Annotated in this window: 16 protein-coding genes; 15 read left to right on the top strand and 1 reads right to left on the bottom strand. The window is 75.1% G+C overall.

The genetic code is table 11. From position 1 onward, the window contains the following. Positions 1–301 precede the first annotated feature (301 nt). From QBL21_RS29025 to QBL21_RS28985, 9 genes are all read left to right on the top strand, one after another. Positions 302–3,553: a GH116 family glycosyl hydrolase gene (locus tag QBL21_RS29025; protein ID WP_407565192.1), complete on the top strand. Its 3,252-nt coding sequence runs from the start codon at positions 302–304 to the stop codon at positions 3,551–3,553. Positions 3,554–3,687: 134 nt separating this feature from the next. Next, positions 3,688–4,983 carry a GTP-binding protein gene (locus tag QBL21_RS29020; RefSeq protein WP_407565191.1) on the top strand — a complete coding sequence of 432 codons (1,296 nt, stop codon included), beginning with the start codon at positions 3,688–3,690 and terminating at the stop codon, positions 4,981–4,983. Positions 4,984–5,415: 432 nt separating this feature from the next. Next, entirely contained in the window at positions 5,416–6,801 is a 1,386-nt protein-coding gene (locus tag QBL21_RS29015; protein WP_407565190.1) for a nitrate/nitrite transporter, read from the top strand. A 51-nt stretch (positions 6,802–6,852) separates the two neighbouring features. Next, complete coding sequence (locus QBL21_RS29010) at positions 6,853–7,995, top strand: uroporphyrinogen-III synthase (protein ID WP_407565189.1); 1,143 nt, start codon at positions 6,853–6,855, stop codon at positions 7,993–7,995. 66 nt (positions 7,996–8,061) lie between these two features. Beyond that, positions 8,062–8,610, top strand: coding sequence for a sigma-70 family RNA polymerase sigma factor (locus QBL21_RS29005; RefSeq protein WP_407565188.1), 549 nt, complete (start codon positions 8,062–8,064; stop codon positions 8,608–8,610). After that, positions 8,607–9,335 (top strand): anti-sigma factor family protein, encoded by a 729-nt coding sequence (locus tag QBL21_RS29000; protein ID WP_407565187.1) that lies wholly within the window; start codon positions 8,607–8,609, stop codon positions 9,333–9,335. Before QBL21_RS29005 ends, QBL21_RS29000 begins: the two co-directional genes overlap by 4 nt. Before the next feature lie 131 nt (positions 9,336–9,466). After that, positions 9,467–11,755: a HelD family protein gene (locus QBL21_RS28995; RefSeq protein WP_407565186.1), complete on the top strand. Its 2,289-nt coding sequence runs from the start codon at positions 9,467–9,469 to the stop codon at positions 11,753–11,755. A 424-nt stretch (positions 11,756–12,179) separates the two neighbouring features. Then, positions 12,180–13,613 (top strand): NAD-dependent malic enzyme, encoded by a 1,434-nt coding sequence (locus tag QBL21_RS28990; RefSeq protein WP_407565185.1) that lies wholly within the window; start codon positions 12,180–12,182, stop codon positions 13,611–13,613. Positions 13,614–13,882: 269 nt separating this feature from the next. Continuing rightward, positions 13,883–14,164 carry an HU family DNA-binding protein gene (locus QBL21_RS28985; protein WP_027741684.1) on the top strand — a complete coding sequence of 94 codons (282 nt, stop codon included), beginning with the start codon at positions 13,883–13,885 and terminating at the stop codon, positions 14,162–14,164. Positions 14,165–14,316: 152 nt separating this feature from the next. Here QBL21_RS28985 and murA read toward each other — a convergent pair whose 3' ends face one another. Continuing rightward, on the bottom strand, positions 14,317–15,678 hold the full coding sequence (murA, locus tag QBL21_RS28980) for a UDP-N-acetylglucosamine 1-carboxyvinyltransferase (protein WP_407565184.1): 1,362 nt from the start codon (positions 15,676–15,678) through the stop codon (positions 14,317–14,319). Positions 15,679–16,101: 423 nt separating this feature from the next. Between murA and QBL21_RS28975 the strand changes: the two genes are divergently transcribed. The 6 genes from QBL21_RS28975 (at position 16,102) to QBL21_RS28950 (ending at position 24,043) form a co-directional block, all read left to right on the top strand. Further along, entirely contained in the window at positions 16,102–16,686 is a 585-nt protein-coding gene (locus QBL21_RS28975; RefSeq protein ID WP_407565183.1) for a YqgE/AlgH family protein, read from the top strand. 30 nt (positions 16,687–16,716) lie between these two features. Next, complete coding sequence (locus QBL21_RS28970; RefSeq protein ID WP_407565182.1) at positions 16,717–17,031, top strand: DUF3039 domain-containing protein; 315 nt, start codon at positions 16,717–16,719, stop codon at positions 17,029–17,031. A gap of 99 nt (positions 17,032–17,130) precedes the next feature. Beyond that, positions 17,131–18,816 (top strand): beta-N-acetylhexosaminidase, encoded by a 1,686-nt coding sequence (locus tag QBL21_RS28965; RefSeq protein WP_407565181.1) that lies wholly within the window; start codon positions 17,131–17,133, stop codon positions 18,814–18,816. A gap of 250 nt (positions 18,817–19,066) precedes the next feature. Next, entirely contained in the window at positions 19,067–19,963 is an 897-nt protein-coding gene (locus QBL21_RS28960; protein WP_407565180.1) for an FAD binding domain-containing protein, read from the top strand. Next, positions 19,960–21,669, top strand: coding sequence for a 2Fe-2S iron-sulfur cluster-binding protein (locus tag QBL21_RS28955; protein WP_407565179.1), 1,710 nt, complete (start codon positions 19,960–19,962; stop codon positions 21,667–21,669). The genes QBL21_RS28960 and QBL21_RS28955 overlap by 4 nt, the downstream gene beginning before the upstream one ends. A 100-nt stretch (positions 21,670–21,769) precedes the next feature. Further along, complete coding sequence (locus QBL21_RS28950) at positions 21,770–24,043, top strand: xanthine dehydrogenase family protein molybdopterin-binding subunit (protein ID WP_407565178.1); 2,274 nt, start codon at positions 21,770–21,772, stop codon at positions 24,041–24,043. The last annotated feature ends 92 nt before the right edge of the window (positions 24,044–24,135 follow it).

The raw sequence follows: 24,135 nt of genomic DNA, 5'->3' as shown, positions 1-24,135 counted from the left end.
GCCTGCCTCGCTCTCCGGCGCGGACGCGCACGACTGCCACGGATTATCGGGCACGCCGGGGCGGGGGGGAAACGGTTTCCGGGCGGGGGAGACCGGCTCGGCCCGGCCATGAGCCCCGGCGGGCAACGTGCTTGAGCCCGTAGCCGCGCCGGAGCGGGGGCGGGGGCGCCGGCCTCCGCACGGTCCGCCACCCCCGGCTCCCGCACGGGCCTTTCGTGCGCGGGGGGTTGACGGCATCCTCGGTCGTCCCTAGCTTCCGAAATCGATTTCATACCTGAGTCGAGGGATGCGGAGGGCCGCCATGACCGTCGACCGTGCCGGACGAGCCGGAGATCACGACTGCCGCCCCGGCGCCGGCTGCTGTCCGCCGCGGGGCGGCTGCGCCGGGGCGCCGGAGGGGCTCAACCGACGGGGGTTCGTCGCGCTCGGGGCCGCCGCGGCCGTGGCGTTGGGGCTGTCGCCGGGGAGTGCCGTCGCGGTGCCCGCCGACAAGGGGCTGGACGCGGGGTGGTTCAAGGAGCTGCGGCGGCGGGGCAAGGGGACCGCGTACCGGGGGGACGCGCTGCGCAACGTCGGGATGCCCGTCGGCGGGCTCGCGGCCGGGCAGGTGTACCTCGCCGGGGACGGGCGGTTGTGGCTCTGGGAGGTGAACAACCCCGACAGCTTCCCCTACGGCGGCGCCGACTGGCAGGGCGTCCACTACGCCGAACCGCTGCCGGTGACCGCGCCGTTCGCCACCGGGTTCGCCCTGCGGTGGACGCCCGAGGGCGGAGGGGGCGGGACCCGGGCGCTCGACGCCGCCGGGTTCGCCGACGTCGTCTTCCGCGGGCGCTACCCCGTCGGCACCGTCGCCTACGCCGACCCCGGCGTCCCGCTCGCCGTCACGCTCGACGCGTACTCCCCCTTCGTCCCCACCGCCGTCGACGACTCCTCGCTCCCGGTCACCGTCCTCGAATACACCCTCCGCAACACCTCCGGCCGCCCGCTGACCGCCGAACTCCTCGGCTTCGCCGAGAACCCCGTGTGCCTGCGCAGCCGCACCGCCCAGCCGGTCACCCTCACCGCCGCCCCCTTCGCGGACGACGCCACCGGCGTGCAGTTCGGTGCCCGCAAGGGCACCCTCCCCGAACCCCCGCGCGAGGAAATCGTTTTCGAGGACTGGGAGCGTACGGACTACGCCCGCTGGACCGCCACCGGCACCGCCTTCGGGCCCGGCCCCGTCACCGAGGCCGAGTGCCCGGACTACTTCAAGCGCTTCGGCGACCTCGGCGTCACCGGCACCCGCTTCGTCACCTCCCACCACTTCCGCGCCGGCGGCGACGCCGCCGCGGCCGACGGCCACCGGGGCAAGCTCGTCAGCGAGCCGTTCACCATCGAGCGCCGCTACGTAGCCGTGGCGGTCGGCGGTGGCAGCCAGGCCGGCAAGGCGTGCGTCAACGTCGTCGTGGACGGGGAGACCGTCGCGTCCTTCACCGGCCGCAACGCCGAGCCGATGACCCCCCGCGCGTACGACGTCAGCGCCCACGAGGGCAAGACGGCGACCATCGAGATCGTGGACGACTCGACCGGCGGCTGGGGTCACCTCAACGTCGACCGCATCCGCTTCACCGACACTCCCGCCGCAGAACAGCCCCTCGGTGAGCTGCCCGACCACGGCAGCTTCGCTCTCGCCGCCACCCACCCCGCCGCCCGGGTCCGCCCCTCCGTCGCCGACTGGTCCACCCCCGAGGCGCTCTTCGACTCCGCCGACGCCCCCGCCGAGGCGGACGGCGGCCGGACCACCGTCGCGGGGACCGTCACCGTCCCCGTACGCCTCGCGCCCGGCGGCACCGCCCGCATCCGCTTCGTCCTCGCCTGGCACTTCGACCGCGTCGACCGGCAGCTCTTCGGCTACCTCACCGGCGCCGACTCCCTGCGCCGCCACTACGGCACCCGCTTCGCCGACGCCCGCGCCGCCGCCGCCCACCTCGGCCGCCACGGCGACGAACTCGCCGCGGCCACCCACGAGTTCGTCCGCACCTGGTACGAGGACGCCACCCTCCCGCACTGGTTCCTCGAACGCACCCTCGCGCCCGCCTCCACCCTCGCCACCTCCACCGCCCACCGCTTCCAGGACGGCCGCTTCTACGCCTGGGAGGGCCTGTACTGCTGCGACGGCACCTGCACCCACGTCTGGAACTACGCCCAGTCCGCCGCCCGGCTCTTCCCCGCGCTGGAGCGCGACACCCGCGAGCGCGTCGACCTCGGCCTCGCCTTCCACGAGGACACCGGCGCCGTCGACTACCGGGGCGAGGCCGCCCGGCACGTCGCCCACGACGGCCAGTGCGGCAACGTGCTGCGCACGTACCGCGAACACCTCATGGCCCCCGACGCCGCGTTCCTCACCCGCGTCTGGCCGCGCGTGAAGAAGGCCACCGAGTACCTGATGCGCGCCGACGCGCTCGACGGCCGGCAGCCCGACGGCGTACTCGAAGGCGAGCAGTACAACACCCTCGACGCCTCCTGGTACGGCGAGATCCCCTGGATCTCCGGCCTCTACGTCGCCGCCCTGCACGCCGCCGCGGCCATGGCCGACGAGATGGCCGACGCCGCCTTCGCCGCCGACTGCCGCGAGCTGGCCGCGCGCGGCACGAAGGAGCTGGAGGCGCGGATGTGGAACGAGCGCTACGGCTACTTCGAGCACCTCGTCGACCCCGCCCACGCCGACGCCATCAACTCCAACCGCGGCTGCCACATCGACCAGATGTACGGCCAGACGTACGCCTTCCAGCTCGGCCTGCCGCGCGTCTTCCCCGCGGACAAGGCGCGTACCGCCCTCACCCACCTCTACCGCCACAACTTCCTGCCCGACGCGCAGTCCTACAAGGACGTCTCCGGCATCCCCGGCGGCCGGATCTACTCCACCGAGGGCGAGGCGGGCACCGTCATGTGCACGTGGCCCTTCGGCGGCAGCGACACCGCGCCCGGCAGCGGCGAGCCGTTCGCGATCGGGTACTTCAACGAGGTGTGGACGGGGCAGGAGTACCAGTTCGCCGCCCACCTCATGCACGAGGGCCTGACCGACGAGGCCCTGGCCGTCACCCGCGCCGTGCACGACCGGCACAGCGCCGAGAAGCGGAACCCGTACAACGAGATCGAGTGCTCCGACCACTACGCCCGCGCCATGATGAGCCACGCCGTCTACCTCGCCGCCACCGGCTTCGACTACCACGGGCCGCGCGGCCGGCTCGGCTTCGCGCCGCGGATCGGGGACGGCCGGGACTTCGCCGCGGCGTTCGTCACGGCGGAGGGATGGGGGCTCTACCGCCAGCGGCGCCGGGGCCGCACGCTCACCGCGCGCGCCGAACTGCGGTACGGGGCGCTGCGGCTCACCTCGCTCGCCGCCCCGGCCCGCGGCGGCGCGCGGGCGCGGGCGGAGCTGACCGGGCGGGACGGGCGCAGGCGGCGGGTCGCCGTACGGAGGACGCTCGCCGAGAACGGGCGGGTGGCGGCGGAGTTCGCCGAGGAGGTCGTGCTGCGGGCGGGGGAGACGCTGGAGGTGACGTACCGGTGAGCTCGCGGCGTACGCGGACGGGGGCCGGCGCGGGAGAAGTCCGGCGCCCGGCCGCGGCCCCGGCGGCGTCGCCAGGGGGTGCGTCGCCCGCGGGTGCGGCGGCCGCCGCGCCGGGTGGGTCGGACCCCGGCCCCGTGACCTTCGCCGCCGTCGGCGGCTTCCTCGGCGCCGGGAAGACCACCACCCTCGCCGCCCTCGCCCGCGAACTGAGCGCCCGCGGGCGGCGGGTGGCGCTCGTCGCCAACGACCAGGGCGACGACCTCGTCGACACCCGCCTCGCCGAGGCCGCCGCCGGCTGGGCGGGCGAGGTCACCGGCGGCTGCTTCTGCTGCCGCTTCGAGGACCTGCTCGACGTCGTCACGCGGGCCGTCGAGGAGTACGGCGCGGACACCGTCCTCGCCGAGGCGGTCGGCAGTTGTACGGACCTCCGGGCCACGGTCGTACGGCCGCTGCGGCGGCTGTACGGGGCGCGCTTCCGCGTCGCGCCGCTGGTCACGGTGGTGGACCCGGCCCGCTTCGCGGCCATCGGGCGGGCCGGGGAGGCGGACCTCGCGTACCTCTTCGACCGGCAGCTCGCGGATGCCGACGTGATCGCGCTCAACAAGGCGGACACGGCGGACCCGGCGCTGTCGGCGGCGGTACGGACCGCGCTGGCGTCGCTGCACCCGGGCACGCCGGTGCTGACGTACTCCGCCCGCACGGGCACGGGCCTCCCGGCCCTCACCGAAGCACTCACGCCCCCGCCCCCGGCGTCGCCCGGCAGCCTCCCGGACCGCCAAGCCCCCGCCACCCCCGCGGCTCCCGCGGACCGCACGCACCCAGCCGCCTCCGCGACGCCCGCCGCCCCTGCCGCGCCCGTGGCGCCCGGCGCTCCCGCCGCCGCGGCGGCGCCGCGCGCTGCCGCAGTCCCCGGCGCTCCCGGCGGAACCGGTGCGGGCGCCGACCGGGACCTCGTCATCGACTACGACCGCTACGCCGCCGCCGAGGCCCGCCTCGCCTGGCTCAACCACACCGTCGAGGTCCGCGCCGCCGAGGTGCGCGCCCCGCACCCCGCCCCCGCCGCCGGCTTCCCCTCCGCCCGCTGGGCCGCGACTCTGCTCGCCGAACTGACCGCCGGCGCCGCCCTCGTCGGCCACGCGAAGGTCCACCTCACCGCGCCGGACGGCCGTACGACGAAGGCGTCCGCGGTCGGCGACGGCAGGGCGCCGGCGGTGGACGCCGACGGCGGCGCGATGCGGTCGGCGCGGGTGCTGGTCAACGCGCGCCTGGCCTGCCCGGCGGCCGAGTTGGAGGCGGCGGTGGCCGCGGCGCTGCGCGCCGCCGACGCGGCGGCGTGCGCGACGACGTCGGCGGCGACACCTCCGGCCGCGTTCCACCCCGCCTACCCCCGCCCCGTCCACCGCCTGCCGGCAGCCACACCCCCGCCGTAACCCAGGCCGCACCCGCGCAACACCCGCCGCACCCGCACCGCGAGCCTCGCCGCCCCCGCCGCAACACCTGCCGCACCTGCACCGCGAGCCCGCCGCGCCCCGACCTCCGTGCACCCTCCGCCACGCCGTCCGCCGCACCCGCCCCGCGCCCCGATCCTTGCCATACCCCGCCCCGATACCCCCCGCACCGCGCCCCTGTTACAGCCACGTGAACCCCGGTAAAACCCCTGGTCCAGCCGCCATACCGCGCCCTTCCACCCGCCGCGAACGCTCCTCCCTCACCTGTCAAGGCCGCCTTGAGTGAGGGCAAGGTTGCGCGTGCGTCACTTGTCAACACAGGGTGGAAACCCACCGTCCCTACGGTCACCCTGAACCAGATCCGCCGCCCCCAGCGGGCCGGCGGCCCGCCGACGAAGGGCAGGGACGGCTGCGATGACCGGCTCCGGGCAGACCGCGCGCAGGGGGAAGCGCTGGATCGAGGAGTGGGATCCCGAGGACGAGGAGTTCTGGGCGGAGAAGGGCGAGAAGACCGCCAACCGCAACCTCCTCTATTCCGTCTTCTCCGAGCACATCGGCTTCTCCATCTGGACTCTCTTCTCCGTGCTCGTCCTCTTCATGGGCGACGAGTACGGCATCGACGCCGCGGGGAAGTTCTTCCTCGTCTCCGTCGCCACCTTCGTCGGCGCCTGCGTCCGCGTGCCGTACACCTTCGCCGTCGCCCGCTTCGGCGGGCGCAACTGGACGGTGTTCAGCGCGCTGATGCTCCTGCTGCCGACCGCCGCCGCGTTCGCGGTGATGGAACCGGGCACCTCCTATGGCACTTTCTTGCTGGTCGCCGCGCTCGCCGGCGTCGGCGGCGGCAACTTCGCCTCGTCGATGACGAACATCAACGCCTTCTTCCCGCTGCACCGCAAGGGCTGGGCCCTCGGCCTCAACGCCGGCGGCGGCAACATCGGCGTGCCCGTCATCCAGCTCGCCGCGCTGCTCGTCATCGCCGTCGCCGGCGAGGGCAAGCCGCGGGTGCTGCTGGCGGCCTACCTGCCGCTGATCGTCGTCGCCGCGACGCTCGCGTGGCTGCGGATGGACAACCTGGCGCCCGTACGGAACGACACCGGTGCGGCGAAGGAGTCCGTACGGGACGCGCACACGTGGATCATGTCGTTCCTGTACATCGGCACCTTCGGCTCGTTCATCGGCTACAGCTTCGCCTTCGGGCTGGTGCTCCAGACCCAGTTCGACCGCACCCCGCTCCAGGCCGCGTCGGTGACGTTCATCGGGCCGCTGCTCGGCTCGGTGATCCGGCCGGTCGGCGGGTGGCTGGCCGACCGGTACGGCGGGGCGCGGATCACGCTGTGGAACTTCGCCGCGATGGCCGCGGCGACGACCGTCGTCGTCTTCGCCTCCGTACGGGAGTCGCTGCCCGTCTACCTCGTCGGCTTCGTCGCGCTGTTCCTCTTCTCCGGGCTCGGCAACGGCTCCACGTACAAGATGATCCCGGGCATCTACCAGGCGAAGGCGCAGGCCATGGGGCTGCGCGGCGAGCAGGCCGGCACGTACGCGCGCAGGCTGTCCGGCGCCGCGATCGGGCTCATCGGCGCGGTCGGCGCGCTCGGCGGCCTCGGCATCAACCTGGCGTTCCGGCAGTCCTTCCTCGCCAACGGCAGCGGTACGGCCGCCTGCGTGGCCTTCCTCGTCTTCTACGCTGTGTGTTTCGTGGTGACCTGGGTCGTATACCTGCGCGGCCCGCGCGCGCACGCGGCGCACGACGGCGGCGCGGACGGCACGGAACCGCGGCAGCCCGCGTACGCGGGTGTATGAGCGCAGCAGCATGGCACGGCACGAACGGCACCGACCGGGGAGCAGCGAACCATGACCGTACCCGCCGAGGTCAAACCCCTGGAGGGCTTCTCCGTCGGAGTCACGGCCGCCCGCCGCGCGGACGAGCTGAGCACGCTGCTGGCGCGGCGCGGCGCGATCGTGCACCGCGCGCCCGCGCTGCGGATCGTGCCCCTGCACGACGACGACGAGCTGCTGAACACGACGAAGGCGCTCCTCGGCGACCCGCCGGACGTCGTCGTCGCCACCACCGCCATCGGCTTCCGCGGCTGGGTCGAGGCCGCCGGTGGCTGGGGCCTGGGCGACGCGCTGCTCGACAAGCTGGCGGGCGTCGAACTCCTGGCGCGCGGGCCGAAGGTGCGCGGCGCGATCCGGGCGGCGGGGCTGACCGAGGCGTGGTCGCCGGCGTCGGAGTCGATGGCGGAGGTGCTGGACCGGCTGCTCGCCGAGGGCGCCGAGGGCCGGCGGGTGGCGCTCCAGCAGCACGGCGAGCCGCTGCCGGGCTTCGTGGAGTCGCTACGGGCCGCGGGGGCGGTCGTCATCGTCGTGCCGGTCTACCGGTGGATGCCGCCGGAGGACCCGGCGCCGCTGGACCGGCTGCTGGACGCGGTCGTCGCCCGCGGCGTGGACGCGGTGACGTTCACCAGCGCCCCGGCCGCCGCGAGCTTCCTGGACCGGGCGGCGGCGCGGCACTTCCGCGACGAGGTCCTGGACGCCCTGCGCCACGACGTGCTGCCCGCCTGCGTCGGGCCGCTCACGGCGCTGCCGCTGGAGCGGCACGACGTGCCGACCGCCCAGCCGGAGCGCTACCGCCTCGGGCCGCTCGTCCAGCTCGTCGCCGTCGAACTCCCCGGCCGCGTACGGCCGCTGCCGGTCGCCGGCCACCGCATGGAGATCCGCGGCCACGCCGTGATCATCGACGGCGAGCTGCGCCCCGTGCCGCCGGCCGGCATGTCGCTGCTGCGCACCCTGGCCCACCGCCCCGGCTGGGTCGTCTCCCGCGCCGAACTGCTGCGCGCGCTGCCGGGCGCGGGCAGCGACGAGCACGCGGTGGAGACGGCGATGACCCGGCTGCGTACGGCACTGGGCGTGCCCAAGCTCATCCAGACCGTCGTCAAGCGCGGCTACCGGCTGTCCCTGGACCCCTCCGCGGACGCGAAGTACGCCGTGGTCTGAACGATCGGCACGGGCTGTTGAACGCTCCGGCCGCGCGCTCCGTACTCCTCGACCCGGAGGTGAGGGATGCGGGACGATGCCGTGGTGGCAGCGCAGCGCTCGAAGCCGACTCCCGACGAGGAGTTGATGCGGGTCCTCTACCGCGAGCACGCGGGCCCGCTGTTCGGCTTCGTGCTGCGCCTGGTCGCCGGTGACCGGCACCGGGCGGAGGACGTCGTGCAGGAGACGCTGCTGCGCGCCTGGCGGCACGCCGACGAACTGGCGGCTGCCGACGGCTCCGTACGGCCATGGCTCGTCACCGTGGCCCGCCGGATAGTCATCGACGGGCACCGCAGCCGGCAGGCGCGCCCGCGCGAGACCGACCCCGCGCCGCTGGAGAGCGTCCCGGCAGCCGACGACACCGACCGGGTGCTGCGGCTGATGACCCTCTCCGACGCGCTCGCCGACCTGACGCCCGCCCACCGCGCCGCGCTGGTGGAGACGTACTTCAAGGGCCGGACGGCGAACGAGGCGGCCGAGGTGCTGGGCGTACCGGCGGGAACGGTGCGCTCACGGGTGTTCTACGCGCTGCGTTCGCTGCGGTTGTCCCTGGAGGAACGGGGAGTGGTGCCGTGACCGGGCAACACGGGCAACAGCGGCATCCGGACGTCGGGGCGTACGCGATCGGCGCGCTGGAGCAGGACGAGGCGGAGCGGTTCGAGGAGCACCTCGCCGGGTGCGAGCGCTGCGCCGCCGCGCTGGCGGAGCTGGTGCCGGTCGCCGACATGCTGGCGGACGTGCCGGCGCCGGAGGAGCCGCCGCCGGGCGCGCTCGACCGGCTGCTGGCCGAGCTGACGGCGGTACGGGCCCGGCAGCGGCTCGTGCGCCGGAAGCTGGTCGTCGCGGTCGCGGCGGCGGCCGTGGTGGCGGTCGCGGCGCCGGTGGTGACGGCGGTGGTGCTGATCGGCGACGAGGGGTCGGAGCAGCGTCGCGAGGACGTCGCGGGGCAGGAGGTACGGGCCGTGGACCCCGAGACGGGCGTGGAGGCCAGGATCGGCATGCGCCCGGTGACCTGGGGCACGAGCGTGGACCTGGATCTACGCGGGGTGACCGGCCCGCGCCGCTGCGACCTCCAGGCCGTGGGCAAGGACGGGTCGCACGAGATCGTGACGAGCTGGGGAGTGCCCGCGGACGGCTACGGCGCCGGCACCGGCAGGAACGCGGGCGCGAGCGGCCAGGGCGGCGGGACGAGCCTGCGCACGACCGGCGGCACGAGCATGTCGCCGGACGACATCGACCACTTCGAGGTGGTCACGTCGGAGGGCGACCGCCTGGTGGTGATCCCGGCGGACATCGGCTGACGGTACGCCCGCGGCGTAACGTCAGCCGACCTCACCGACCGCACACCCGTGCCGACCTGGGCTGACCGCCGCCCACCCGTTCGCGAGAGGTAAGATGAACGGCTGCCTTGTCCGCACGAAGGGGGCCGCGGGTGACCGCGCACATCACCGCCCCGGACTCCGTCCGGGATCGCGAGATCCAGGCCGAGCAGGACCATCTGGACCGCGTGTACGACCGCCTTGAGGAGAAGATCCACGAGGCGGAGTTCCTCATGAGCGACGCCGCCAAGCGCGGCCAGGTCGGCACCCCCGGCGCGCTCGCCGAGCGCGACGCCCAGGTCTTCCGCGCCGGCATCCATCTCAACCGGCTGAACAGCGAGTTCGAGGACTTCCTCTTCGGCCGCATCGACCTCCTGCCCGGCAAGGACGGCGTCCGCGGCCCCGACGGCGCGTACACCTCCGTCGAGCCCGCCGACGACGCCGTGGACGCCGGCGCCGCCGGCGGCGAGCAGCGCGCCCGGATCGAGGAGACCCTGCACATCGGCCGCCTCGGCGTCCTCGACTCCGACTACGCCCCGCTGGTCATCGACTGGCGCGCCCCCGCCGCCGCGCCGTTCTACCGCGCCACCCCCGTCGCCCCCGGCCGCGTCGTGCGGCGGCGCGTGATCCGCTCCAAGGGCCGCCGGGTCCTCGGCGTCGAGGACGACCTGCTGCGGCCCGAGCTGTCGGTGACGCTGGCCGGTGCCGCGCTGCCGGTGGTCGGCGACGGCGCGCTGATGGCGGCGCTGGGCCGGGCCCGTACGCACGCGATGCGCGACATCGTCTCCTCCATCCAGGCCGAGCAGGACACCGTCATCCGCGCCCCCGCCGCCTCCGTCACGGAGGTCGAGGGCGGCCCAGGCACCGGCAAGACGGCGGTGGCGCTGCACCGCGCCGCGTACCTGCTGTACCAGGACCGGCGGCGGTACGCGGGCGGGATCCTCGTCGTCAGCCCGACGCCGCTGCTCGTGGCGTACACCGAGGGCGTGCTGCCGTCGCTGGGCGAGGAGGGGCAGGTCGCGATCCGCGCGGTGGGCTCGCTGGTCGAGGGCGCCGAGGCGACGCTGTACGACGAGCCGAAGACGGCCCGGGTCAAGGGCTCGGCGCGGATGGTGCGCGTGCTGCGCCGGGCGGCGCGCGGTGCGCTGGAGGCGGGCGGCGCGCCGCAGCGGCTGCGGGTGGTCGCGTTCGGCGCCCGGGTGGAGCTGGACGCGCGGGACCTGTCGCGCGTACGGCAGGCGGTGCTGGGCGGTACGGCGCCGGTGAACCTGCTGCGGGCGCGGGCCCGCCGGTTCCTGCTGGACGCGCTGTGGCAGCGGTCCGGCGCCCGGCCGCGCTACGACGACGCGGAGCTGGCCGCGGAGGCGCGCGCGGCGTTCGACGAGGACATCGCCACCGAGGACGACTTCATCGACTTCCTCGACGCCTGGTGGCCGGAGTTGACGCCCCGCGGCGTGCTCGCGGCGCTCGCCGACGAGCGGCGGCTCGCGGGCTGGGCGCGGCGCGTGCTGACCCCCGCCGAGGTGCGCCGCCTCGCCCGCTCCCTGGCCCGGGACGGCCTGACCGTGCACGACGTGGCGCTGCTGGACGAGCTGCGGGTGCTGCTCGGCGCGCCCCCGAAGCCGGCCAGGCAGCGGGACCTGGACCCGCTGGACCAGTTGACGGGCCTGGAGGAGCTGACGACGTACGCGGACCGCACCGCGCCCGCGGCCCGCCGGCGCGACGAGGAGCGGCAGGAGTACGCCCACGTCATCGTCGACGAGGCGCAGGACCTCACCCCGATGCAGTGGCGGATGGTGGGCCGCCGCGGGCGGCACGCGACGTGGACGGTCGTCGGCGATCCGGCGCAGAGTTCGTGGCCGGACCCGGAGGAGGCCGCCGCGGCCCGTACGGAGGCGCTGGGCTCCCGCCCGCGGCGCCGCTTCACCCTGACCGTCAACTACCGCAACCCGGCGGAGATCGCCGACGTCGCCTCCCGGGTCCTGGCGCTGGCCATGCCCGGCACGGAGCCGCCGGAGGCGGTGCGTTCGACGGGGGTGGTGCCGGCGTTCCGGGCGGCGGGGGCGGATCCGTACGACACGGTGCGCGAGGAGGTCGGGGAGCTGCTGGCGGACGTGGACGGCACGGTCGGCGTGGTGGTGCCGATGGGCCGCCGCGAGCAGGCCCGCGGGCGGCTGGCGGACCTGGGGGAGCGCGTGGTGGTGCTGGGCAGCCTGGAGGCCAAGGGGCTGGAGTACGACGCGACGGTGGTGCTCTCGCCCGCGGAGATGGCCGACGAGTCGCCTGCGGGCCTGCGGGTGCTGTACGTGGCCCTGACCCGCGCGACGCAGCGCCTCACGGTCGTCGCCACGCCCCCGGACCTCCCGGACGCCGACGGCGTCCCGGACCTGCTGCGCCCGTAGCCCCTCCGGCGGCGGGGTCCTCCAGCGCGGGCGGGCGCGGCCCGCGGCGGGGCGGGGGCGCCGGGGGCCGCCGAGACGGGAATGGCCTTACGGGGATGGTTTGTTAGCCTGGCAGTGGCACCGGCCCGATCCATGCCCCCGGGCCCAACCATCGGCGCTTCGAGCGCCCACTTGCCGCGAGGCGAGCTGGCGGGTCGGTGCCACCAGGCTTCCACGGGCCGGGTGAGCGGTACGGACACCGCGCACCCGGCCCGTCGCCGTCCCTCCGGGCGGCGGGCGTCGCCGCCGGTCACGTCGGGGGAAAAGTGATAGGGCCTTCCTGACCGGTTAGCGGATACCGCACAGTAGGTGCGACCATCGATGCGATCCGCAGCGGGGCGTGTCGCGCCCCGTGGCTACGCCACACAAGAGGGAACACACGGCCATGGCAACGGCGCCAAGCGTCTCCTACTCGAACACGGTCCGGCTGGAGGTCCCCGCGGGGGGTAACGCCGTCAGCCAGCTCACCTCCGCCGTGGAGTCCTCCGGCGGCAGCGTCACCGGACTGGACGTCACCGCCTCCGGCCACGAGCGGCTGCGTATCGACGTCACCATCGCCGCCGCCTCCACGGACCACGCGCGCTCCATCGTCGAGAAGCTCCGCGGCATCGAGGGCGTCAGCGTCGGCAAGGTCTCCGACCGTACGTTCCTCATGCACCTCGGCGGCAAGATCGAGATGCAGTCCAAGCACCCGATCCGCAACCGCGACGACCTGTCGATGATCTACACCCCCGGCGTCGCCCGCGTCTGCATGCAGATCGCCGAGACCCCCGAGGACGCCCGCCGGCTGACCATCAAGCGCAACAGCGTGGCCGTCGTCACCGACGGCTCCGCCGTGCTGGGCCTGGGCAACATCGGCCCCAAGGCCGCGCTGCCGGTGATGGAGGGCAAGGCGGCGCTCTTCAAGCGCTTCGCCGGCATCGACGCCTGGCCGCTGTGCCTGGACACCCAGGACACCGACGCCATCGTGGAGATCGTCAAGGCCATCGCCCCCGGCTTCGCCGGCATCAACCTGGAGGACATCTCCGCGCCCCGCTGCTTCGAGATCGAGGCGCGGCTGCGCGAGGCGCTGGACATCCCGGTCTTCCACGACGACCAGCACGGCACCGCCATCGTCGTGCTCGCGGCGCTCACCAACGCGCTGCGGGTGGTCGGCAAGGAGCTGGCCGACGTGCGCGTGGTGATGTCCGGCGCCGGCGCCGCCGGCACGGCGATCCTCAAGCTTCTGATCGAGGCCGGTGCCAAACACGCCGTCGTCGCCGACATCAACGGCGTCGTCCACTCCGGCCGCGCCGACCTCGTGGACGCCGCGCCCGGCAGCGCGCTGCGCTGGATCGCCGAGAACACCAACCGCGACGGCCTCACCGGCACCCTCAAGGACGCCGTGCGCGGCGCGGACGTCTTCATCGGCGTCTCCGCCCCCGACGTCATCGACGGCGCCGACGTGGCCGCCATGGCGTCCGACGCCATCGTCTTCGCGCTGGCCAACCCCGACCCCGAGGTCGACCCGGCCGCCGCCCGCGAGCACGCCGCCGTCGTCGCCACCGGGCGCAGCGACTTCCCGAACCAGATCAACAACGTGCTCGTCTTCCCCGGCGTCTTCCGCGGTCTGCTCGACGCGCACTCGCAGACCGTCAACTCCGAGATGATGATCGCCGCGGCCCGCGCCATCGCCGATGTCGTGCAGGACGACGAGCTGAACCCGAACTACATCATCCCGAGCGTCTTCAACGACCGGGTGGCCCCCGCCGTCGCCGACGCCGTGCGCGACGCCGCCCAGGCCGCCGGTGTGACGGAGACCCCCACCAGCGGGGCGTAACCGGCCCTGTACCCCGCGTGGGAACGGGCCGGAACGCGGCGCGTCGGCTGGCTTTCGGGCCGCGCGTACGTCATAAGTGTGCGGATGGACGGGCAGCGGTGTACGACGCGCCAGGGCGCCGGATTGGCGTTTCCGCCGCAGGTGAGGGCAGGATGCGTAGTCGGGCGCGAGGCGCTGTCATGGGACCCGGTTACGGGGACTGTCAGCGGGTCCTGGCAGCATCGGCTTTGATCTCACGCCTCAATGGCAAGAAAACACGGGAGACAGATATGAACCGCAGTGAGCTGGTGGCCGCGATCGCAGAACGCGCCGAGGTGACCCGCAAGGACGCCGACGCCGTGGTGGCCGCCCTCGCCGAGGTCGCCGGGGAGGTCGTCAGCAAGGGCGACGAGAGGATCACCATCCCCGGCTTCCTGACCTTCGAGCGCACGCACCGCAAGGCGCGCTCCGCCCGCAACCCGCAGACCGGCGAGCCGATCCAGATTCCCGCTGGCTACAGCGTGAAGGTCACGGCCGGCTCGAAGCTCAAGGAAGCGGCCAAGGGCAAGTAAGGCCCGCAGACGACAAGGAGGGCGGCCGGACCCAGCGGGGTCGGGCCGCCCTCCGCCTGTGCCCGGCCGCCCTCCGTACGGGCGCCGCGGGCGGGGGCGCTGCGGACAGGGAACCGCGGACAGGGAGCTGCGGGTGGGCTTCGGCGCGCGGGTCAGCCGGCCGCGGCGGCGCCGACCGGGACCTCCGGCAGCTCCGCGCGGGCGCCGAGGTCCGCGAGCTTCTGGAGGAAGTTCTCGTAGCCCCGGTTGATCAGGTCGATGCCGTGCACCCGCGAGGTGCCCTGCGCCGCCAGCGCCGCGATGAGGTACGAGAAGCCGCCGCGCAGGTCCGGGATGACCAGGTCGGCGCCCTCCAGCTTCGTCGGCCCGGACACGACCGCGGAGTGCAGGAAGTTGTGCTGCCCGAAGCGGCAGGGCGTGCCGCCCAGGCACTCGCGGTAGAGCTGGATGTGCGCGCCCATCTGGTTGAGCGCGGAGGTGAAGCCGAGGCGGGACTCGTACACCGTCTCGTGCACGATCGACAGCCCCGACGCCTGCGTGAGGGCGACGACCAGCGGCTGCTGCCAGTCGGTCTGGAAGCCGGGGTGGACGTCGGTCTCCAGCGCGATGGCGTTCAGCGGGCCGCCGGGGTGCCAGAAGCGGATGCCGTCGTCGCCGATGTCGAAGGCGCCGCCGACCTTCCGGAAGGTGTTGAGGAACGTCATCATCGAGCGCTGGAGCGCGCCGCGTACGAAGATGTCGCCCTCGGTCGCCAGCGCCGCGGACGCCCAGGAGGCGGCCTCCAGCCGGTCCGGCAGCGCGCGGTGCGTGTAGCCGCCGAGCTTGTCGACGCCGGTGATGCGGATGGTCCTGTCGGTGTCCATCGCGATGATCGCGCCCATTTTCTGGAGCACGCAGATGAGATCCTCGATCTCCGGCTCCACCGCCGCGTTGGACAGCTCCGTGACGCCCTCCGCGAGCACGGCCGTCAGCAGCACCTGCTCGGTGGCCCCGACCGACGGGTACGGCAGCCGGATCTTCGTCCCGCGCAGCCGCTGCGGCGCCTCCAGGTACTGCCCGTCGGCGCGCTTGTCGATCCGGGCGCCGAACTGCCGCAGCACGTCGAAGTGGAAGTCGATCGGCCGGCCGCCGATGTCGCAGCCGCCGAGGCCGGGGATGAAGGCGTGGCCCAGGCGGTGCAGCAGCGGGCCGCAGAAGAGGATCGGGATACGCGACGAGCCCGCGTGCGCGTCGATGTCCGCGACGTGCGCGCTCTCCACGTGCGTCGGGTCGAGCACCAGCTCGCCCGGCTCCTCGCCCGGGCCCACCGTCACGCCGTGGAGCTGGAGCAGCCCGCGCACCACCCGCACGTCGCGGATGTCCGGGACGTTGCGCAGCCGGCTGGGGGAACTGCCGAGCAGCGCGGCCACCATCGCCTTGGGCACGAGGTTCTTGGCCCCGCGGACGTGGATCTCGCCCCTCAGGGGCGTACCGCCGTCGACGAGAAGGACATCGGCGCTGTCAGGAGCTGTCATGGGGCTCGCGATCCTGGAGACGGGCTGGGACAGACAGAAATGCTAATGCCCCGCGGATACCCCTCCCCCGGGCCAGGGCGGGAGTGGGAACGTCATGAATTCGCTACAGAACCCGAAGGGTGACGTCAGGGGACTCTGCGTACGGCGCGCGGATGCGCAGGGTGACGGCGGGGTTGCGCGCCCGGCGCGGAGGGCCGGGGCGGGCGCCGGGGGCGCGGGTATGCGGGGTGCGGGGGCGGAACCGGCGGGGTGGGCGCGCAGCCGCGCGCGGACGGGGCCCGTGCGCCGGGCGGGGCGCCGCGTACGCACCCGGTGGGCCGGGAGGGGCGGCGGGGGCCGCGGGCGCCGGGCGCGGGTGCGCGCTTTGCCGTATTCCTCGGCCGTCCGCTCCCCACGCGCCCGTAACTGCGGGATCATGTCCGCATGACGGAGGTGTCATCCCTCACGGGCCGGTTGCTGGTCGCGACGCCGGCCCTGACCGATCCGAACTTCACCCGGACCGTGGTGCTCCTGCTCGACCACGACGAGGAGGGGTCGCTCGGGGTCGTGCTCAACCGCCCGACGCCCGTCGGCGTCGGGGACGTGCTCCAGGACTGGGCCGACCTCGCCGGCGACCCCGGCGTGGTCTTCCAGGGCGGCCCGGTCTCCCTCGACTCCGCGCTCGGCCTGGCGGTGGTCCCCGGCGACCAGGGCGGCGGACCCGGCGGCGGCGAGGGCCCGCTCGGCTGGCGCCGGGTGCACGGCGCCATCGGCCTGGTCGACCTGGACGCGCCGCCGGAACTGCTGGCGGCGGAGCTGGGCACGCTGCGGATCTTCGCCGGGTACGCGGGATGGGGTCCCGGGCAGTTGGAGGAGGAGCTGGACGACGGCGCGTGGTACGTCGTGGAGTCCGAACCCGGTGACGTGTCCTCGCCTGCGCCTGAGGGGCTGTGGCGGGCGGTGCTGCGGCGGCAGCGCAGCGAGCTTGCCATGGTCGCGACATATCCGGACGACCCGAGCCTGAACTGATCCGCGCCACCGTCGGTACCCTTGGCCACCATGAGCACTCCTCTCCCCGAGCCCGAGCCCCAACGCGGAACCGGCACCGGCACCCTCGTCGAACCGACGCCGGAGGTGTCGCACGGCGACGGCGACCACGAGCGCTTCGCCCACTACGTCCAGAAGGACAAGATCATGGCCAGCGCGCTCGACGGCACGCCCGTCGTGGCGCTGTGCGGCAAGGTGTGGGTCCCGGGGCGCGATCCGAAGAAGTACCCCGTCTGCCCCATGTGCAAGGAGATCTACGAGTCCATGGGCGCCGGCGGCGGCAAGGACGGCAAGGGCGGCGGCAAGGACGGCGGCAAGAAGAAGTAGCGGCACCCCGGCCGCGGCCCCCGGTTCCCGGGCCGCGGCGGGGGCGCGGCCCGCGGGAATGGTCTAGTCCAAATCGCGGTCCTGGGGCAGGATGAGGTCATGGATCTCATCCCCGCGCCACGCAGCGCCGACCGCCCCAGCGACACCGCGACCTTCGCCCTGGGCCAGGGCACCGTCCTCGCCGCAGGGGCCGGGGCCGAAGGCGTCGCGCGGTGGCTGCGCGCCGAGCTGGGCGCGGCCACCGGGCTGCCGCTCGCCCCGGGAGACCCGGTTGCCGACGCCGATGCCGCCGATGCCGCCGACGCCATCCGCCTGGACGTCGACCCCGCGCTCGCCCTCGCCGGCGGCCCCGCGGGCGAGGCCGGCCCCGAGGCGTACCGGCTGACGGTCGGCCCCGACGGCGTACGCCTCACCGGCGGCGGCCCCGCCGGGCTCTTCTGGGGCGCGCAGACCCTGCGCCAGCTCCTCGGCCCGCAGGCGTACCGCACCGCCCCCCTCGGCGAGCGCACCTGGGAGCTGCCGCACTGCCGGATCGAGGACGCCCCCCGGTTCGGCTGGCGCGGCTTCATGCTCGACGTCTCCCGGCACTTCCTCACCAAGCGCGAGGTGCTGCGCCACGTCGACCTGATGGCCGCGCACAAGCTCAACGTGCTGCACTTCCACCTCACCGACGACCAGGGCTGGCGCATCGAGATCAAGCGCCACCCCAAGCTCACCGAGGAAGCCTCCTGGCGCCCGCGCACCAAGGTCGGCCACCGCGCCTCCGACATCTGGGACGAGCGCCCGCACGGCGGCTTCTACACCCAGGACGACATCCGCGAGATCGTCGCGTACGCCGCCGCCCGGCACATCACCGTCGTCCCGGAGATCGACGTCCCCGGCCACTCGCAGGCCGCCATCCACGCCTACCCCTGGCTCGGCAACACCGACGTCGTCGACACCGCGGCGCTCGACGTGTGGGGCGACTGGGGCGTCTCGGAGAACGTCCTCGCGCCCACCGAGGACGTGCTGCGCTTCTACGAGGGCGTCTTCGAGGAGGTCCTCGACCTCTTCCCGGCCGGCGCCGCCGAGTACTCGGCCTTCGTGCACGTCGGCGGCGACGAGTGCCCCAAGCACCAGTGGAAGTCCTCGCCCGCCGCCCAGGCCCGTATCCGCGAACTCGGCCTGGCCGACGAGGACGAGCTCCAGTCGTGGTTCATCCGGCACTTCGACCGCTGGCTCGCCGAGCGCGGCCGGCGCCTCATCGGCTGGGACGAGATCCTCGAAGGCGGCCTCGCCGAGGGCGCCACCGTCTCCTCCTGGCGCGGCTACGCGGGCGGCATCGCCGCCGCCGAGGCGGGCCACGACGTCGTCATGTGCCCGGAGCAGCAGGTCTACCTCAACTACCGTGAATCGGGCGACGCGGACGAACCCGTGCCGATCGCCCAAGTGCGTACGCTGGAGGACTTCTACCGCTTCGAGCCCGTACCGCCGCAGCTCGACGGCGCGGCGGCGGACCACGTCATCGGCACCCAGGCCAACGTCTGGAGCGAGGTGCTGGAGAGCCCGCAGCGCTTCGACTACCAGGTCTACCCCCGGCTCGCCGCCTTCGCCGAGGTCGCCTGGTCCGCCCTGCCGCCGTCCGCGGAGCGGGACTTCACCGGCTTCACGGCCCGCATGGAGGAGCACTACCGGCGCCTCGACGCCCTCGGCGTCGACTACCGCCCGCCCGGCGGCCCGCTGCCGTGGCAGCGGCGCCCCGGAGTGCTCGGACGCCCGATCGAAGGGCCGCCCCCGATCGTGTGAGCCGGACGGCTGCCCCGGAAGTCGTACAAGACTCCCCCAAGAGTGACAATCCCCACTCGGCGCCGACCAGGTCCCAATCCGGGCCCGCGAGTTGGGCGCCGAGCGGGGTACGCTCGTGTTCTTCCGCGCCGCCGGAGGCGGCCCCGGACCGTGACGGATGTGCCAGAGTTGCCACGTCCCGGCCGGGAGCCCGTACCGTACGGCGGAACGGCCGGAACTCCTGGGGGACACTGCGGAAGGGGCAGCCGGGTTGACCACTCATGCACCGCAGGCCGCGCAGACGGTGGTGCTGCCGGACTCGCTCGACGAAGCGGTCGCGGCGCTCACCGCCATGCCCGCCGCCGTGCCCGTCGCGGGCGGGACCGACCTCATGGCGGCCGTCAACGCGGGCCTGCTGCGCCCCTCCGCGCTCGTCGGCCTCGGCCGGATCAGCGAACTGCGCGGCTGGCACTACCAGGACGGCGCCGCCCTCCTCGGCAGCGGCCTGACCCACGCGCGCATCGGCCGGCCCGACTTCGCCGCGCTCATCCCCGCGCTCGCCGCCGCCGCCCGCGCCGCGGGCCCGCCGCAGGTGCGCAACGCGGGCACCCTCGGCGGGAACATCGCCTCCGCCCACCGCACCGGCGACGCGCTGCCGGTGCTCGCCGCGCTCGACGCCACCGTGCTGATCGCCGAGACCACCGGCGGACACCGCGAGATCCCGGTCAGCCATCTCCTCGCGGGTGTCGAGATGCTGCGCACCGGCGAACTGATCGCGTTCGTACGGGCGCCGCTGCTGCACGCCCCGCAGGTGTTCCTGAAGGCCACGGGCCGTACGGGCCCCGGACGGGCCGTCGCCTCGGTCGCGTTGGTGCTCGACCCGGCGCGCCGCGCGGTGCGGTGCGCCGTCGGCGCGGTGGCGCCGGCGCCGCTGCGGCCGATGGAGGCCGAGCAGTGGGTCGCCGGGCTCATGGACTGGGACGGCCACCGCGGGCTGCCCCCGGAGGCGCTGGCCGCCTTCGGCGAGTACGTCGCCGCCGCGTGCATCCCCGACCCGCCGCCCGCGGCCGAGGGCGAGGAGCCGCCGCGGCTGCCGGCGGCGGCGCTGCACCTGCGGCGTACGGTGTCGGCGCTGGCGCGCCGCGCACTGGGGAGGGCGCTGTCGTGAGCCGGGACCACGTGGACGACCAGCAGCCGCCGTACGGCACCGGGGGCTGGCAGCCGATGCCGCAGGGCGCGGACGGCGACCCGGACGCCACGGCGTTCGTGCAGTTGCCGCCGGAGGTGTTTCCCGAGGCCGACGCGGGCGCGCCGCTGGCGGCGCCGGGGCACGGGTACGTACCGCCGCCGATAGCGGTTCCGGCGACGGACCCGGGGCAGACGGGGCAGTTCCAGATCCCGGAGGGCCTGAGCGGGCAGACGGGCCCCGGGGGCCAAGGGGTCCCGGTCGCTCCTGAGGAGTACGGGCCGGGCGAGCCGTACGGGTACGAGCAGGGCCCGGCGGGTCGGGACCACGGAGGCGGCCAGGGCCACGTCCATGGCCAGGGCCACGGACGCGGACACGACCAGGGCCACGACCACGGCCAGGCCCCGGGGCGGCGTCCCGGCGCCGGGGGCTTCGGGCAGGCGGGCATGCGCGCGGTGGCGGAGAGCCGGCGCGCGGCCACCGCGGACGGCGCCCAGGGGTACGCGCAGGGCCAGGCGGGAGCCGGGCAGCAGGACGCGTACGCACCGCCGCAGGACGCGGGCCCGCACGGCGCCCAGCGGTGGGCGGATCCCGCCTACCCGGCGGACCACGACCCGGGTACGGGCACGTGGCCCGGCGCCGCCACGCACGCGGACACCGGCGACGACCCGTACGGCGAGGTGCCCCCGGGCCCCGCGCCGCACCCCGCCGACAGCGCAGGGGCGCCCGCCGAGGGGCAGATCAGCGCGTGGCACGCGGTACGCCAGAGCGGCGGCGGCACGGCGCCGTCCTGGGCGATCCCGACCGCCCCCGACGACCTGCCGGAGGACTCCGGCGAGTACGCGCTGCACGACCGTTCCGCCGGCGCCGAGCAGCCTGACGGCGACGCGCGGCAGCACGCGGCGCCGGAAGCGGAGGACGTGGCGCAGCCGCCGGAGACCGGCGAGGAGCAGGACGCGGGCCCCGACGCCGACTCTCCCGAGAGCGAGCCCGGCGCCGAGCCCGAGGCCGCCCCGCCGCCGTCACCGGCCCTCGCGCCGGACGAACACCCCCTGGCCTCGTACGTGCTGCGCGTCAACGGCGCCGACCGCCCGGTGACCGGCGCGTGGATCGGCGAGTCGCTGCTGTACGTGCTGCGCGAGCGGCTGGGGCTGGCGGGCGCGAAGGACGGGTGCTCGCAGGGCGAGTGCGGCGCGTGCTCGGTGAAGGTCGACGGCCGGCTCGTCGCGGCGTGCCTGGTGCCGGCGGCGACGGCCGCGGGCGCCGAGATCCGTACCGTCGAGGGCCTGGCCGACCAGGGCGTGCACTCCGACGTCCAGCGGGCGCTGGCCGCCTCGGGCGCGGTGCAGTGCGGGTTCTGCGTGCCGGGCCTGGCGATGACGGTGCACGACCTGCTGGAGGGCAACCACACGCCGAGCGACCTGGAGGCCCGCCAGGCGCTCAGCGGCAACCTGTGCCGCTGCACCGGCTACCGCGCCGTCCTCGACGCCGTCCAGGACGTCATCGCGGGCCGCCGCGCCCCGGCCGCCCCGGACGCCGCGGAGACCGCGGACAGCGCGGGCGACACCGAACGCGCCCGTATCCCGCAGCAGGCGGGCCCGGGCGAAGGCGGCGCCCACCCCCCGTCGGACGCCGTCCGCATGCCACCGCCCCGCCCCCCCAACCCCCGCGAGGGAGGCCCCCAGTGAGCCACCTCCCCGTCCCCCACGCCCCGCGGGCCGCCCGCCGGAGCCGCCCCGCGGCCCCGCCGCGCGGCCTCCGCTCCCCGCACCCGAGGGAGCGCGTGTCGTGACCCTGCCGCAGGAGCCGGACACCGTCGCGCCCGCCGCAGGCGGCCCCGCGCACGGCATCGGTGCCTCCCTCACCGCCACCGACCTCGTCGCCAAGACCGAGGGCACCTTCCCGTACGCCGCCGACCTGTGGGCCGAGGGCCTGCTGTGGGCGGCCCTGCACCGCTCCCCGCACGCCCACGCGCGGATCGTCTCCGTCGACACCTCCGCCGCCGAGGCCATGCCCGGCGTCCGCGTCGTCGTCACCCACCGCGACCTGCCCGACGCCGCCTCCCACGGCCGCGGCGTCCGCGACCGGCCGGTCTTCGCGCACGACGTCGTACGGCACCACGGCGAGCCCGTCGCCGCCGTCGCCGCCGACCACCCCGACACCGCGCGGCTCGCCGCCGCCGCCATCGCCGTCGAGTACGAGATGCTCGACCCCGTCACCGACCCGCAGGCCGCCTTCGAGGCCGAGCCCCTGCACCCCGACGGCAACCTGATCCGGCACATCCCCCTGCGCTACGGCGACCCGCAGGCCGCCGGCGAGGTCGTCGTCGAGGGCATGTACCGCATCGGCCGCCAGGACCCCGCGCCCATCGGCGCCGAGGCCGGCCTCGCCGTGCCGCGCCCCGACGGCGGCGTGGAGATCTACGCCGCCGCCACCGACCCCCACTCCGTACGCGACCAGGTCTCCGCCTGCCTGGGCCTGGCCCAGGACCGGGTCAAGGTCGTCGTCACCGGCGTCCCCGGCGCCACCGGCGACCGCGAGGACGGCTCCATGCAGCTCCCCCTCGGGCTGCTCGCGCTGCGCACCGGCTCGCCCGTGAAGCTCCTCGCCACCCGCGAGGAGTCCTTCCTCGGCCACGCCCACCGCCACCCCACCCTGCTGCGCTACCGCCACCACGCCGACGCCCGCGGCAAGCTCGTCAAGGTCGAGGCGCAGATCCTGATGGACGGCGGCGCCTACGCCGACAGCTCCGCCGACGCGCTCGCCGCCGCGGTGTCCTTCTCCTGCGGCCCGTACGTCGTGCCGCACGCCTTCGTCGACGGCTGGGTGGTCCGTACGAACAACCCGCCCTCCGGCCACGTCCGCGGCGAGGGCGCCATGCAGGTCTGCGCCGCATACGAGGGGCAGATGGACAAGCTCGCCGCCGCCCTCGGCATGGAGCCCGCCGAGCTGCGCGCGCGCAACGTGATGGCCACCGGCGACCTGCTGCCCACCGGCCAGACCGTCACCTGCCCCGCACCCGTCGCCGAACTGCTCACCGCCGTACGCGAGGCGCCGCTGCCGCCCGAGGGGGACAAGCTGCTCCCCGGCGGCCCCGAGGGCGCGGGCGAACCGGGCGTCGTACGCCGGGGCGTGGGCTACGGGCTGGGCATGGTGCACATGCTCGGCGCCGAGGGCGCCGACGAGGTGGCCACCGCGACCGTGCGCGTCAGCGGCGGCGTCGCGACCGTCATCTGCGCGGCCGTCGAGACCGGCCAGGGCTTCACCACCCTGGCCAGGCAGATCGTGCAGGAGGTCCTCGGCGTCGACGAGGTGCACACCGCGCCCGTCGACACCGAGCAGCCCACCGCGGGACCCGCCTGCCACGGCCGCCACACCTGGGTCTCCGGCGGCGCGGTGGAGCGGGCCGCGAAGATGGTCCGTACGCAACTGCTCCAGCCGCTGGCGCAGAAGTTCGGGATGTCCGCGGAACTGCTGACGATCGCCGACGGCAAGATCACGTCGTACGACGGCGTGCTGTCGACGACGGTCGCGGAGGCGCTGGAGGGCAAGGAGCTGTGGGCCACGGCGCAGTGCCGCCCGCACCCGACGGAGCCGCTGGACGGCAACGGGCAGGGCGACGCGTTCGTGGGCATGGCGTTCTGCGCGGTGCGCGCGGTGGTGGACGTGGACGTGGAGCTGGGCGCGGTGCGGGTGGTGGAGATGGCCGTCGCCCAGGACGTCGGCAAGGTCCTCAACCCGCGGCAGCTCGCGGCCCGGATCGAGGCGGGCGTCACGCAGGGCGTGGGCGCGGCGCTGATGGAGAACCTGCGGACGAACAAGGGCATCGTCCGCCGCCCCGACCTGACCGGCTACCCGCTGCCCACGGCGCTGGACGCGCCGGACGTGCGGATCGTGAAGCTGGTCGAGGAGCGGGACGTGGTGGCGCCGTTCGGCGCGAAGGCGGCGAGCGCGGCGCCGGTGGTCACGTCGCCGGCGGCGGTCGCGGCGGCGGTGCGGGCGGCGACGGGGCGGCCGGTGAGCCGGCTGCCGATCCGGCCGCAGTCGGCGGCGGTGCAGTAGGGGCGTTGCCGTAGGGCCGACGCGGCCGACTCGGCCGACGCGGCAGCGGCCGCGCGGCGAGGGCGGTGCAATAGGGGGCACCCGCGGGCACA

It is taken from the genome of Streptomyces sp. 184 (genome assembly GCF_045781775.1).
In the GTDB taxonomy this organism is placed as follows: Bacteria; Actinomycetota; Actinomycetes; order Streptomycetales; family Streptomycetaceae; genus Streptomyces.
Note: the sequence above shows the minus strand (reverse complement) of the source record. Positions and strands in the feature narration are given on the sequence as shown.

Coding starts and splice junctions, on each gene's coding strand:
- QBL21_RS29025 (WP_407565192.1), top strand. CDS start 302: ATGACCGTCGACCGTGCCGGACGAGCCGGAGATCACGACTGCCGCCCC.
- QBL21_RS29015 (WP_407565190.1), top strand. CDS start 5,416: ATGACCGGCTCCGGGCAGACCGCGCGCAGGGGGAAGCGCTGGATCGAG.
- QBL21_RS29010 (WP_407565189.1), top strand. CDS start 6,853: ATGACCGTACCCGCCGAGGTCAAACCCCTGGAGGGCTTCTCCGTCGGA.
- QBL21_RS29005 (WP_407565188.1), top strand. CDS start 8,062: ATGCGGGACGATGCCGTGGTGGCAGCGCAGCGCTCGAAGCCGACTCCC.
- QBL21_RS28990 (WP_407565185.1), top strand. CDS start 12,180: ATGGCAACGGCGCCAAGCGTCTCCTACTCGAACACGGTCCGGCTGGAG.
- QBL21_RS28985 (WP_027741684.1), top strand. CDS start 13,883: ATGAACCGCAGTGAGCTGGTGGCCGCGATCGCAGAACGCGCCGAGGTG.
- murA (WP_407565184.1), bottom strand. CDS start 15,678: ATGACAGCTCCTGACAGCGCCGATGTCCTTCTCGTCGACGGCGGTACG.
- QBL21_RS28975 (WP_407565183.1), top strand. CDS start 16,102: ATGACGGAGGTGTCATCCCTCACGGGCCGGTTGCTGGTCGCGACGCCG.
- QBL21_RS28970 (WP_407565182.1), top strand. CDS start 16,717: ATGAGCACTCCTCTCCCCGAGCCCGAGCCCCAACGCGGAACCGGCACC.
- QBL21_RS28965 (WP_407565181.1), top strand. CDS start 17,131: ATGGATCTCATCCCCGCGCCACGCAGCGCCGACCGCCCCAGCGACACC.